We start from the raw sequence: 12,718 nt of genomic DNA, 5'->3' as shown, positions 1-12,718 counted from the left end.
TTTCCAAACCGTTCGGCTAAAACACTAGAAACTTTTGGGCTAGTCCGCGTTCGCTCGTCGCTACTGACGGAATCTCGGTTGATTTCTTTTCCTCCGGGTACTTAGATATTTCAGTTCCCCGGGTTCGCTTCCGCAACCTATGAATTCAGTTACGGATACCGCTTGCGCGGTGGGTTTCCCCATTCGGACATTGCCGGATCAAAGCTTGTTGCCAGCTCCCCGACACTTTTCGCAGGCTGCCACGTCCTTCATCGCCTCTGACTGCCAAGGCATCCACCGTATACGCTTGGTCGCTTGACCATATAACCCCAAGTCGCCTCAGGGCCATACTCTCAAACCACCTGTTCGTGCCTCAACACGTGTCTCGGTTCGGTTCGAACCAAGACGCTTGTCACTCGTTTGCCAGTTTTCAAAGAACACAAGAACGGCCTCAACGCCGCCTCGCTTCAAAATCTTTTCGTGTGCTTGTCTTCACGTCGTCCACCGTGGTGGAGCCAGTCGGGATCGAACCGACGACCCCCTGCTTGCAAAGCAGGTGCTCTCCCAGCTGAGCTATGGCCCCATGCTTGGTAGAGGTGCACAGGTTGGTGGGTCTGGGAGGACTCGAACCACCGGCCTCACCCTTATCAGGGGTGCGCTCTAACCACCTGAGCTACAGACCCGCAAAGCTTTCTTGCCGGGACGCTACGTGAATACAGGTGTCTTGTGTGGACGTCTTGCGCGACGGATCGCGCTGTCGTTCTCGAAAGGAGGTGATCCAGCCGCACCTTCCGATACGGCTACCTTGTTACGACTTCACCCCAGTCATGAACCACTCCGTGGTCGTCGTCCCCCTTGCGGTTAGACTAACGGCTTCTGGAGCAACTCACTCCCATGGTGTGACGGGCGGTGTGTACAAGGCCCGGGAACGTATTCACCGCAGCATAGCTGATCTGCGATTACTAGCGATTCCGACTTCATGGAGTCGAGTTGCAGACTCCAATCCGGACTGGGATCGGCTTTCTGGGATTGGCTCCACCTCGCGGTATTGCAACCCTCTGTACCGACCATTGTAGTACGTGTGTAGCCCTGGCCGTAAGGGCCATGAGGACTTGACGTCATCCCCACCTTCCTCCGGTTTGTCACCGGCAGTCTCCTTAGAGTTCCCACCTTTACGTGCTGGCAACTAAGGACAAGGGTTGCGCTCGTTGCGGGACTTAACCCAACATCTCACGACACGAGCTGACGACAGCCATGCAGCACCTGTGTTCCGATTCCCGAAGGCACTCCCGCATCTCTGCAGGATTCCGGACATGTCAAGGCCAGGTAAGGTTCTTCGCGTTGCATCGAATTAAACCACATACTCCACCGCTTGTGCGGGCCCCCGTCAATTCCTTTGAGTTTCAGTCTTGCGACCGTACTCCCCAGGCGGCGAACTTAACGCGTTTGCTTCGACACTGATCTCCGAGTTGAGACCAACATCCAGTTCGCATCGTTTAGGGCGTGGACTACCAGGGTATCTAATCCTGTTTGCTCCCCACGCTTTCGTGCTTCAGCGTCAGTGTTGTCCCAGATGGCCGCCTTCGCCACTGATGTTCCTCCCGATCTCTACGCATTTCACCGCTACACCGGGAATTCCACCATCCTCTGACACACTCTAGCTCGCCAGTATCCATCGCCATTCCCAGGTTGAGCCCGGGGATTTCACGACAGACTTAACGAACCGCCTACGCACCCTTTACGCCCAGTAATTCCGATTAACGCTTGCACCCTTCGTATTACCGCGGCTGCTGGCACGAAGTTAGCCGGTGCTTATTCCTCAGGTACCGTCAGCTCCACGGGGTATTGGCCCATGGCATTTCGCTCCTGATAAAAGTGCTTTACAACCCGAAGGCCTTCTTCACACACGCGGCATTGCTGGATCAGGCTTGCGCCCATTGTCCAATATTCCCCACTGCTGCCTCCCGTAGGAGTCTGGGCCGTGTCTCAGTCCCAGTGTGGCTGATCATCCTCTCAGACCAGCTAGCGATCGTCGCCTTGGTAGGCCATTACCCTACCAACTAGCTAATCGCACATCGGTTCGTCCAACCGCGCGAGGTCTTGCGAGCCCCCGCTTTCTCCCTTGGGACGTATGCGGTATTAGCGTAAGTTTCCCTACGTTATCCCCCACGTTTGGGTAGATCCCGATGCATTACTCACCCGTCCGCCACTCGCCACCCACAGTATTGCTACTGCTGTGCTGCCGTTCGACTTGCATGTGTTAGGCATGCCGCCAGCGTTCAATCTGAGCCAGGATCAAACTCTTCACTTAAGTTTTCGATGGCCGAAGCCATCTATCTTTCTGAAGCGTGACCCCAACCAATCAAAACTCATTACTGACTTTCTTTTGGGTGGGACGCTTNGAACCCTTCGAAGCAAGGCGACTCGTCGAAGGGGCGAGAATCATAGCGCCGCCATGCATCGCTGGGAAGGGGGCGGCGCAAAATTTCCAACACGAAAGTGACACTGCACGGACATACACTCGCCGCCCATCGCACCTCAGCAAGCGCCGCACCATGCCAAAACCACTGATCTCCATCTCGTTGCTTGCCCTGTGTTGCAGCGCCTGCGCACCAACGCACGATGCCGCACCCATCACCGTAATCTTGCACGACCAACGCTTCACGGCGGAACTGGCCACCCATGCAGCCGCCCGCGAACACGGCCTGATGATGCGCACGTCGCTGGCCGCTGATCGCGGCATGCTGTTCGTGTTTCCCGATACGGCGCCGCGCGGGTTCTGGATGAAGAACACGCTGATCCCGCTCGACATCCTGTACTTCGATGCCGATCGCAAGCTGGTGTCGGTGCAGCCGGGTGTACCGCCATGCAAGGCTGATCCTTGCTCCATCTACCCCAGCGCAGGGCCCGCGCGTTACGTGCTGGAGCTGCCGGCGGGCACGGCCAGGCGGATCGGCGTGCGCGACGGCGACACGCTGGCGATCGGGGGCGAAATGGGGTCGGTGGACTGAGCGACGACGAGGCCGACGCGGTAGGGGATCAATGCTTCCATGCAAATCGCATCGAGCATGTCCCACTCGTCTTCAAACGGGATGAACTGCTGCATGGTGGTGCTTCCGGCGAATCGCGCGTGGCTTGCGCGTGGAAGCATCTCAGCGGATCGGCGGGCCCGTTCGCAGGCGGCGAGATGGCGAAATCGGGCCGCCTGCTGACGGGAATCGGCGATTAATCGACCTCGATCATCTCGAAGTCGCTCTTGGTGGCACCGCAGTCCGGGCAAGTCCAAGTCTCGGGCACGTCTTCCCAGCGCGTACCGGGTTCGATGCCTTCTTCCGGCACGCCCAGCGCCTCATCGTAGATGTAACCGCAGACCACGCACATCCACTTGCGCTGACCGGGGATCTGGCTTGCACTGTCGCTCATCGTCGGGCTTCTTTGTTCGAGGGTGAATGGTGCATTCTCGCAACTCGCCTGCCGTTGCGGAAGCTTCGCACCATGCCCCAACCCCGATTCCCCGCCCGCGGCCTGTACGCGATCACCGATGGCCCGCGCGCCGACCTGCCGGATGTCGTCGCGCAAGCACTGGCCGGTGGCGTGCGCCTGCTGCAATACCGCGACAAGACCTCCGATGCGGCACGGCGCCACGCCGAAGCCGCCGCGCTCAAGCAATTGTGCGATGCGCATGCCGTGCCGCTGATCATCAACGATGACGTTGCGCTCGCCGCCGCCATCGGCGCCGGTGGCGTGCACCTGGGGCGCGACGATGGCGATGTCGCGGCCGCGCGTGCCGCGCTCGGCAACGGCGCGATCATCGGCGTGTCGTGCTACGACTCGCTGGAACTCGCCCGTGCCGCCGCGACGGCTGGCGCGGACTACGTGGCCTTCGGCGCCTTCTTCCCTTCACCCACCAAGCCGCATGCGGTGCGCGCTTCGCCTGACCTGCTGCGACAGAGCGCCGCGCTGGGCGTGCCGCGGGTGGCGATCGGCGGCATCACGCCGGACAATGCGCCCTCGCTGGTCGAAGCCGGTGCCGATTTCCTCGCCGTGATCTCGTCGGTGTTCGCCGCAGCCGACGTGCGCGCCACCGCGCAACGCTTCGCCCGCCTCTATCCATTCGATTGATCGAGAACCGACCCGATGAGCACCAACCACGAATTGTTCCAGCGTGCCCGCAAGCTGATGCCCGGCGGCGTGAACTCGCCGGTGCGCGCGTTCAAGTCGGTGGGCGGCGAGCCGTTTTTCACCGCGCGCGCCGACGGCGCGTACCTGTGGGACGTGGAAGGCACGCGCTACATCGACTACGTGGGCTCGTGGGGCCCGATGATCGTAGGCCACAACCATCCCGCGGTGCGCGAGGCGGTAGAACGCGCGGCGAAGGACGGCCTGTCCTTCGGTACGCCCTGCCCGGCCGAGGTGACGATGGCCGAGACCATCGTGCGGCTGGTGCCTTCGGTGGAAATGGTGCGCATGGTGAACTCGGGCACCGAAGCCACCATGTCGGCGATCCGCCTCGCGCGCGGCACCACCGGCCGCGCGAAGATCGTGAAGTTCGAGGGCTGCTACCACGGCCACGGCGACAGTTTCCTGGTGAAGGCCGGCTCCGGCGCGCTCACCTTCGGTGTGCCCACCTCGCCCGGCGTGCCCAAGGCGAATGCCGATCTCACGCTCACCCTGCCCTACAACGATCTGGCTGCCGCCAAGGCGCTGTTCGCCGAACACGGCAACGACATTGCCGGCCTGATCATCGAGCCCGTCGCCGGCAACATGAACTGCATCCCGCCGGTGGACGGCTACCTGCAGGGCCTGCGCGAGCTGTGCACGCAGCACGGCGCGCTGCTGATCTTCGACGAGGTGATGACCGGCTTCCGCGTGGCGCTGGGCGGCGCGCAAGCCCTGTACGGCGTGACGCCCGACCTCACCACCTTCGGCAAGATCATCGGCGGCGGCATGCCGGTGGGCGCCTACGGCGGACGACGCGAACTGATGGAGCAGATCGCGCCCAGCGGCCCGATCTACCAGGCCGGCACGCTCAGCGGCAACCCGGTCGCGATGGCTGCTGGCCTGGCGATGCTGAAACTGATCCAGGCTCCGGGTTTCTACGACACGCTGGCCGCGCGCACACGCCTGCTCTGCGACGGCTTCCAGTCGGTGGCCGATGGCGCGGGCGTGCCGTTCAGCAGCAACCGCGTGGGCGGCATGTTCGGCCTGTTCTTCTGCGCCGAGAAGGTCACCAGCTACGCGCAGGCCACCACGGCGGACACCGCGCTGTTCAACCGCTTCTTCCACGGCATGCTGAAGCGCGGCGTCTACCTCGCGCCCAGCGCGTTCGAAGCCGGCTTCCTGTCCAGCGCGCATTCGGACCAGGACATCGCTGACACCCTGCAGGCCGCACGCGAAGCACTGACCGAAGCGAAAAGGTGAGACACGCGTCGCCCGTTCAAGGGCGACGCGAAAAATTCCTCACCAACTGCCGGTGTTCGGCATCGATGCCCACGGTTCCTGCGGCGGCAGGTGACCGTCCTGCAGCAGTTCGACGGAGATCAGGTCCGGCGAGCGCACGAAGGCCATGTGGCCGTCGCGCGGTGGCCGATGGATGGTGTAACCCATGTCCAGCAGGCGCTGGCAGGTGGCGTAGATGTCCTCCACGCGGAACGCGAGGTGGCCGAAGTTGCGCGCGCTGCCGTAATCCTCGGTGGAGCCCCAGTTCCAGGTCAGCTCGATTTCCGCCTCGGGGCTGTCCCGCGCGGCAAGGAAGACCAGGGTGAACTTGCCCTGGGCGTTTTCCATGCGGCGCACTTCGCGCAGTCCCAGACCTTCACAGTAGAAGCGCAGCGAGGCATCGATGTCACGTACGCGAACCATGGTGTGCAGGTATTTCATGGGGACTCATCTCATCGTTGCAAAAGATCGAAACAGCTCGGTCGAGCCCAGGCAATGCAGCGCGATCACCATGTCATGCGGCCAGCCACCGGCAACCCGGTCAGGCCAGATGCTTACGCAAAGCCAGGGCCATCGCTTCTCGCTGCACCGCCTCACCGGGCTGCGGTGGGCCGTGCGGATAGAGCCCGAGCAAGCCATCGCCGGCCTGGCGCGGATGCAAGTGCAGATGGAAGTGCATCACTTCCTGACCGCCGGCTTCGCCATTGGACTGCCACAGATTCAAGCCCGGCGGATCGTATTCCGCACGCAGCGCATGCGCGATGCGCAACGCGGCCCGCATCACCGTCGCCGCCTCTTCGGTTTCGAGCCCATAGATGTCCACGACGTGCCGGCGCGGAATCACCAGGACGTGCCCCGGAACGGCTTGGCGCAGGTCCATGAAAGCCAATATCCCGCCCTCGTCCAGGATCACGCTTGCCGGCAGCTCGCCACGAACGATCGCGCAGAACGGGCAGTCGGCGGAACTCATATCCCGGCGTATGCGATCAAGGCCCGCCGCAACCGCTGCAAGCCTTCGGCCAGCTCCTCGTCGCTGATCGTCAGCGGCGGCACGAAGCGCAGCACGTCCGGACCGGCCTGCAGCAGCAGCAGGCCATGCGCGGCAGCGTGGTCGAGGATCTCGCCGGCCTTGCCCTTGTTCGCCGCATTCAACACCGCGCCGATCATCAGGCCACGGCCGCGCACTTCGTCGAACAGCTGCAGTTCGCCGTTGATCCGCGCCAGGCCGGCGCGCAGCGCATCCGCCTGGCGCGCCACGTTCGCCAGCACCTCGGTCGAGCCCAGCTTGCGCAATGCCACGCGCGCCACCGCGGCAGCCATCGGATTGCCGCCGAAGGTGGTGCCGTGCGCGCCGTACTGCATCACCTCGGCCACCTTCGCGCCGGCCAGCATCGCACCGATCGGGAAGCCGCAGCCCAGCGCCTTGGCCAGGGTCACGATGTCCGGCTGCACATGATCGTGCGTGTGTGCGAACAGCGCGCCGGTGCGGCCCATGCCGCACTGGATCTCGTCCAGCACCAGCAACGCACCGTGCGCATCGCACAGCTCGCGCACGCGCTGGAGGAAACCCGGCGCGGCCGGCACCACGCCGCCTTCGCCCTGCACCGGCTCCAGCATCACCGCAGCCACGTCGCCGGCGGCAAAGGCGGCCTCCAGCGCGGCGGCGTCATTGAAGTCGAGGTAGCGGAAACCGCCCGGCAACGGCTCGTAGCCTTCCTGGTACTTGGGCTGCGCGGTGGCGGTGACCGTGGCCAGGGTACGGCCGTGGAACGAACCCTTGAAGGTGACGATGACACGCCGCTCCGGCGCGCGCCCCTGCGCGGCCGCCCATTTGCGCACCAGCTTGATCGCCGCCTCGTTCGCCTCGGCGCCGGAGTTGCACAGGAACACGCGCTCGGCGAAGCCGCTGGCCTGTACCAGTTCCTCGGCCAGGCGCAACGGCGGCTCGGTCCAGAACACGTTGCTGGCGTGCCACAGCTTGCCGGCCTGCGTGGTGAGCGCGACGAGCAGGTCGGGTTCGCCATGGCCCAGCGCGTTCACCGCGATGCCGGCGCCAAGGTCGATGAAGTCGCGCCCTTCGGCATCCCACACGCGCGCGCCCTTGCCGTGGTCGAGCACCACGTCGCGCGGCTTGTACACCGGCAGCCAGTAGCGCTTGCCGAGGTCGATCAGGGATTGGGGCGAGTCGTGTTGCGGCATGTGGGGCACTCCAGGGCGGAGCTTCCATTATCCACGCCAGCCCGGTGCCCATGCATCGGGCGCCGCCCGTGCGCTCCGGGTCATGCCTTCTGGAATCGCGGCAGGATGTCGCGCAGTTCAGCCAGGCGCTGCAGCGGGTCAGTCAGTTCCAGCAGCCGCTGGCGTTCGCCGCCGCCCAGTGGCAGCAGCTCGGCCAGGCGGAAGCCCAGCCAGCGTGCGTCGTCGTAGCACGCGCGCGGCGCCTGCTTCCACTGCGGCGCCATCGCATCGACCAGTCGCTCGGCAATCGTCTGCAGCAGAGCCAGTTCCACCGGCACCGATGCAGGCGCCTCTTCCGGCCACCATTCCACCTCGCCGTGCAATTGGCCATCCGAGCGCGCCCGCGTGCGCCGCACCCGGAAGCGCTGCCCGCCCTCCGCCACGATGCCGAGCAGGCCGTCGGCGCCGTAATGGAAATCCACGATGCGCGCCAGCGTACCCACCGCCGCAGGCAGGGCAGGCTCGCCGGTTTCCCGCCCCGCGAGGATCAGGCAGACGCCGAAGCCGTGGTCGTCGCGCGAGCATTCGCGCACCAGGTCCAGATAACGCGGCTCGAAGACGCGCAGCTCCAGCCGCCCGCCGGGATACAGCACGGTGGACAGCGGGAACAGCGGCAACTCGGTACGGGATGATCGGCCAGCCATGCGTGATGCGGGAGCTCAGCCGAGGAAGAGATCAGGCAAAAGCGGCTGGCCCGGCTGCACCGCGTAACGGTCGAAATCGGTCATCCCGCCCTCGCGCAACACGGCTTCGTCGATGGCGAACTGGCCGGTGTAATCACGCGCAGGGCGGACCAGGATGTTGTGCGCGGCATCGGCGACGATTTCCGGCGTACGGCAGTGTTCGGGCTTCACGCCGTCTATCATCGCGATGGCCGCGGTAGCGATCACCGTGCGCGGCCACAGCGCGTTCACCGCGATGCCCATCGGCGCCAGTTCCGCGCTCATGCCCAGCACGCACAGGCTCATGCCCATCTTGGCGATGGTGTAGGCGGTGTGCGGCGCGAACCATTTCGGCTCCAGCGTGGGCGGCGGCGCCAGCATCAGCACGTGCGGGTTCGCGGCCTTCTCCAGGTACGGCAGGCAGACCTGCGTGACGAGGAAGGTGCCGCGCGTGTTGACCTGGTGCATCAGGTCGAAGCGCTTCATCGGCGTGCCTTCCACGCCGGCCAGCCAGATCGCGCTGGCGTTGTTCACCACGATGTCGATGCCGCCGAAACGCTCGGCCGCCTGCGCCGCCGCAGCGCGCACCTCGGCCTCCTCGCGGATATCGCACTGGATCGCCAACGCGCGGCCACCGGCTTGCTCGACCGCGGCGGCGGCGGTGTGGATGGTGCCGGGCAACCTGGGGTTCGGCACGCCGCTCTTGGCGGCGATCACGACGTTGGCCCCATCACGCGCGGCGCGCAGCGCGATCGCCAGGCCGATGCCGCGCGAGGCGCCGGTGATGAACAGGGTCTTGCCGGAGAGGTTGCTCATGGCGGAATCAGGATGGCTGGAATCCCGGCAGGATATCGCGTCCGGCACCGCGTCCACTGGACGGCCCCGCCATGCGACGGCACATTAGCCGCTACGCCAACGGGGAGCTTGCGCAAGGATGTCCACCCTCATCACCCTGCCGCCTTTCGCCGACGGGCGGACCGGGCCCGTGCTGCGCGTGGCTGGGCTGCGCAAATCCTTCAAACAGCGGGAAGTGCTGCGCGGCATCGACTGGGAAGTACCGTCCGGCCGCGTGATCGGCCTGCTCGGCCGCAACGGCGCGGGCAAGACCACCCTGCTGCGCTGCCTGCTCGGCCTCTCGCCCATCGACGCCGGCACGGTGGAGCTGTTCGGCGAGGCGATGATCGAGCCCGGCGGCGAGCGCATGCACCGCATCGGCTTCGTACCGCAGACCTTCGACCTGTTCCCGTGGATGAAGGTGCGCGCCTACCTCGACTTCACCGCCGCGTTCTACGCGCGCTGGAACCACGCGCTGGCCGCCCGCCTGCTCGGCGACTGGGAGCTCGACCCGAAGCAGAAGATCGGCGAGCTGTCGCAGGGCCAGCGGCAGAAGCTGGCCATCGTGCGCGCCATCGCGCCCGGGCCCGACCTGCTGGTGCTGGACGAGCCGGTGGCCAGCCTCGACCCGCAGGCGCGCCGCGCCTTCATGGCCGAACTGCTGGCGCTGATGAAGGCGCCGGGCAAGACGGTGATCTTCTCCACCCACATCACCGCCGACCTCGAGCGCGCCGACGCCGACATCACCCTGCTGCGCGACGGCGCGATCCAGTTCACCCGCCCGCTGGCCGAGCTGCGGGAGCGCCTGCACCGCGCCGTGCTCGTGCGCGATGGCGGCTGGCCCCACGCACCGGTGGTCGCCGGACTGCTGAAGGCCACGCTCAAGGACGACGAGGCGCAATTGCTGGTGGAGGACGCGGACCCGCAGAGCCTGCAGGCGCTGGCCGCGCGCGAAGGCGCCACGCTGCGCATCGAGACACCCACGCTGGAAGACCTGTTCGTGGAACTGGCGTGAGGGCGGTGTGGCAGTTGTGGCTGCAGCCCTGCCGGCAGTTGCTGGTCGGCGCGCTGCTGCTGCAGCTGATGTGGCTGGTCGCGGCGATCCTGCTCGGCTGCGTCCCCGCCGTGGGCGCGGGGATCGCCGGCGTGGCCGCCATGCTGCTCGGTTTCGGCGCGTGGTTCTGGTTCACCATGCTGGGCATGTGCCTGCGCGGGCTGTGCCGGCCGGAGAGCTTCCTGCTGCCCGATTTCCGCAAACGGCTCGCCACCGCGGGTGCGCTGCAGGCCGCGCAATGGGCAGGGCTGCCCGCGCTGGCCGCACTGCTGATGGGCGTGCCGCATGCCGTGGCGGGCGGCGCAGGCATCCTGCTGCTGGCATCCGTCGGGCTGGCCGCCAGCTCCGCGCGCTACATCAACCTGCTGGTGTGGGGCCTGTTCGTGCTGGCCGGCTGGCAGCCGGGACTGGCCAGCCAGCTCGCCAACGCGCTGCTCGCCTCGCCCTGGGTCGTGCCGCTGGCGCTGTTGCTGGCGGCGCTGATCGTGCGGCTCAGCCTGCGCGCGATGCTGCGCATCGAGGACCAGGAACCCGGCGCCTCGCCGCTGGAGAACGTCCAGCTTGGTCGTTCGCGGGCCCGCGCCCTCGACGGCACGCCCGTGCGCCGCGGCAAGCTCGCCAGGTACATCGCCGCGCTCTTCGACAACACCTCGCAGCGCGCGATGGAGCGCGCACTGGCGTGCTACCGCGCGAAGCCCACGTGGCGGCTGCGCATGGTGCTGGTGCGCCGCCTGCTGTTGCCACACGACAACCCGCAGGCGATCGCGCTGCGCCTCGTGCTGGTGGCGGCCATCGTGGCGTTCTACGTGCTGGCGGTGATGCATCGCCAGCATTTCAACGCAGTGGCGGTGGGCGCCTACGCGATCCTGCTGGGCCTCGCACGCTTCCCCCAGCTGGGCCGCGGCATGCGGCAGATGCGGCCGAACCTCGCCGACCTCTACCTCACGCTGGCGCCATCCACCCGCGCCGATTACCAGCAGACGCTGATCGACGCGCTGGTGGTGCTGGTGCCGATCACCGTGCTCGGCACGGTGGCCTATACCGGGCTGGGCATCGTGCTCACCCATGCCGCGGAACCGGTGCGCATGCTGGTCGACGCGGCCATCGTGAGCATGGGCGCCAGCCTCACCGCGCTCGCGGTGCACCTGATCGGCCCGGAGGGCGGCTTCGGGCGCGGCATGGTCGACCTGCTCGTGACGCTCGGCGGCATGGCGGTGTACTGGGGCGGCTATTGGCTGCTCGGCACGCTGGGCCTCGCCTTCGGCGGCGCCATCCTGCTGCTGGTCACGCTGGGTTTCGGGCTGGGCGTCTGGACATCCGCACGGCGGGAATACCTGCGCCGGCCGCCCAGCTTCGACGCGCCACTGGCCTGATCGGGCGAATGATCGTCCCGGAGCGGGTCGCCAGGGCCGCTTCCAACGCGCGCCGCCGACTCCGAATTCCGGGCGTGCGCCTCCATGGTTCGAGTCGATCGCCTCCGATTCCGTAAACTTGCCCGTACCCCCTCGGCGCCCGTCTCCAGGCCATGCACAGCTCCCCACACCCGCAACCACTGATCTCCGTGGCGATCAGCGTCTACAACGGCGCGAGGTTCCTGCCGTTGCAAATGGATTCCATCCTGACGCAGCAGGACGTGCGGCTCGAAGTGGTCGCGGTGGACGACGGTTCCAGCGACGAAAGCCTCGCCATCCTCAACGCCTACGCGGCGCGGGATCCGCGCGTCCGCGTCCACGCCAATCCCGGCAACCTCGGGCTGACGCGCAGCTTCGAACGCGCCATGTCGCTCTGCCGCGGGGAATACCTCGCGCCCAGCGACCAGGACGACATCTGGCACCCGGCAAAGCTGTCCCGGCTGCTGGCCGCCATCGGCGATCGCGCCATGGCCTACTGCGACTCGTGCTACATCGACGAGGCCGGCACGCCCACGGGCCGGCGCGTTTCCGACGACGTCGAGATGCTGCACGGCACGAATCCCATGCAGTTCGTTTTCGCCAATTCGGCCTCCGGCCATGCGATGTTGCTGCGGCGCGAACTGTTCGAACGCGCATGCCCGCTGGAACCGGCCCTCTATTACGACTGGCAGCTGGCCTTGTACGCCGCCGCCAGCGCGGGCGTCGTCCTCGTCGACGAACCGCTGGTGCAGTTCCGCCGGCACGCGCAGGCCTTTTCCGCCATAGGCAAGGCATCGCCCACCCGGGTGGCCAATCGCAACCTGGTCTGGTTCGACGAGCGCGGGCTCCTGCTGCGTGCATGGATGGCCAGCAACCTCGGCGATTCCAGGCGCGCCGGCCGCATGCTGCAAGCGATCGAAGGCGCCTACCGGGGAGCGGGCAACCTGCCGCTGTTTGCCGCCGTCTGGAGGGAGCGGCGGGCCATGCATCCGGGCCGGAAATGGCCGGTCTTCGCTGCGATCAAGCTGTACAGCCGGCTGCTCCGCAAGCTGCGCAGGGCCCACGCCGAGGCAGGCAATCCGGCGGCAAACCCACGCCGGGCCTGACGAGCCCGGGGGCAA

The 12,718-nt window shown here is 66.3% G+C and carries 12 protein-coding genes, 2 tRNA genes and 2 rRNA genes; 6 read left to right on the top strand and 10 right to left on the bottom strand.

The genetic code is table 11. The annotated features are described in order from the left end of the window. The 4 genes from IHE47_RS05290 to IHE47_RS05275 all read right to left on the bottom strand — a co-directional run. Positions 1-300 (bottom strand): 23S ribosomal RNA (locus tag IHE47_RS05290); the annotation flags it as partial. Positions 301-486: 186 nt separating this feature from the next. Beyond that, positions 487-562: transfer RNA gene (locus IHE47_RS05285), tRNA-Ala, on the bottom strand. 23 nt (positions 563-585) lie between these two features. Beyond that, positions 586-662: transfer RNA gene (locus IHE47_RS05280), tRNA-Ile, on the bottom strand. Between the two features lie 83 nt (positions 663-745). Continuing rightward, a 16S ribosomal RNA gene (locus IHE47_RS05275) occupies positions 746-2,290 on the bottom strand. Positions 2,291-2,534: 244 nt separating this feature from the next. Between IHE47_RS05275 and IHE47_RS05270 the strand changes: the two genes are divergently transcribed. Further along, entirely contained in the window at positions 2,535-2,990 is a 456-nt protein-coding gene (locus IHE47_RS05270; protein WP_192104828.1) for a DUF192 domain-containing protein, read from the top strand. Between the two features lie 214 nt (positions 2,991-3,204). Here IHE47_RS05270 and IHE47_RS05265 read toward each other — a convergent pair whose 3' ends face one another. Continuing rightward, positions 3,205-3,402, bottom strand: coding sequence for a rubredoxin (locus IHE47_RS05265; RefSeq protein WP_192104827.1), 198 nt, complete (start codon positions 3,400-3,402; stop codon positions 3,205-3,207). 72 nt (positions 3,403-3,474) lie between these two features. On the opposite strand from IHE47_RS05265, the gene thiE reads away from it, so the two are divergent. After that, complete coding sequence (thiE, locus tag IHE47_RS05260) at positions 3,475-4,101, top strand: thiamine phosphate synthase (protein WP_192104826.1); 627 nt, start codon at positions 3,475-3,477, stop codon at positions 4,099-4,101. A 15-nt stretch (positions 4,102-4,116) separates the two neighbouring features. Further along, positions 4,117-5,400: a glutamate-1-semialdehyde 2,1-aminomutase gene (hemL, locus tag IHE47_RS05255; protein ID WP_192104825.1), complete on the top strand. Its 1,284-nt coding sequence runs from the start codon at positions 4,117-4,119 to the stop codon at positions 5,398-5,400. A 39-nt stretch (positions 5,401-5,439) separates the two neighbouring features. Here the strand turns inward: hemL and IHE47_RS05250 are convergent, their stop codons facing one another. From IHE47_RS05250 to IHE47_RS05230, 5 genes are all read right to left on the bottom strand, one after another. Further along, positions 5,440-5,859, bottom strand: a complete 420-nt coding sequence (locus IHE47_RS05250) for a VOC family protein (RefSeq protein WP_192104824.1) — start codon at positions 5,857-5,859, stop codon at positions 5,440-5,442. A gap of 100 nt (positions 5,860-5,959) precedes the next feature. Continuing rightward, a complete protein-coding gene (locus tag IHE47_RS05245; protein ID WP_192104823.1) occupies positions 5,960-6,388 on the bottom strand; it encodes an HIT domain-containing protein in 429 nt (142 codons plus the stop codon). Next, positions 6,385-7,617 (bottom strand): acetylornithine/succinylornithine family transaminase, encoded by a 1,233-nt coding sequence (locus IHE47_RS05240; protein WP_192104822.1) that lies wholly within the window; start codon positions 7,615-7,617, stop codon positions 6,385-6,387. Before IHE47_RS05240 ends, IHE47_RS05245 begins: the two co-directional genes overlap by 4 nt. 80 nt (positions 7,618-7,697) lie before the next feature. Beyond that, entirely contained in the window at positions 7,698-8,300 is a 603-nt protein-coding gene (locus IHE47_RS05235) for an LON peptidase substrate-binding domain-containing protein (RefSeq protein WP_192104821.1), read from the bottom strand. A gap of 15 nt (positions 8,301-8,315) precedes the next feature. Beyond that, on the bottom strand, positions 8,316-9,134 hold the full coding sequence (locus IHE47_RS05230; RefSeq protein ID WP_192104820.1) for an NAD(P)-dependent oxidoreductase: 819 nt from the start codon (positions 9,132-9,134) through the stop codon (positions 8,316-8,318). A gap of 118 nt (positions 9,135-9,252) precedes the next feature. Here IHE47_RS05230 and IHE47_RS05225 point away from each other — a divergent pair, with 118 nt between their 5' ends. The 3 genes from IHE47_RS05225 (at position 9,253) to IHE47_RS05215 (ending at position 12,703) form a co-directional block, all read left to right on the top strand. Next, entirely contained in the window at positions 9,253-10,167 is a 915-nt protein-coding gene (locus IHE47_RS05225) for an ABC transporter ATP-binding protein (protein WP_192104819.1), read from the top strand. Further along, the gene (locus tag IHE47_RS05220; RefSeq protein ID WP_192104818.1) at positions 10,164-11,579 is read left to right on the top strand and encodes a hypothetical protein; all 1,416 of its coding nucleotides are present in this window, start codon (positions 10,164-10,166) and stop codon (positions 11,577-11,579) included. Before IHE47_RS05225 ends, IHE47_RS05220 begins: the two co-directional genes overlap by 4 nt. Before the next feature lie 152 nt (positions 11,580-11,731). Then, positions 11,732-12,703 (top strand): glycosyltransferase, encoded by a 972-nt coding sequence (locus tag IHE47_RS05215; RefSeq protein ID WP_192104817.1) that lies wholly within the window; start codon positions 11,732-11,734, stop codon positions 12,701-12,703. The last annotated feature ends 15 nt before the right edge of the window (positions 12,704-12,718 follow it).

Source organism: Rhodanobacter sp. DHB23 (genome assembly GCF_014842975.1).
GTDB lineage: Bacteria > Pseudomonadota > Gammaproteobacteria > Xanthomonadales > Rhodanobacteraceae > Rhodanobacter_A.
Note: the sequence above shows the minus strand (reverse complement) of the source record. Positions and strands in the feature narration are given on the sequence as shown.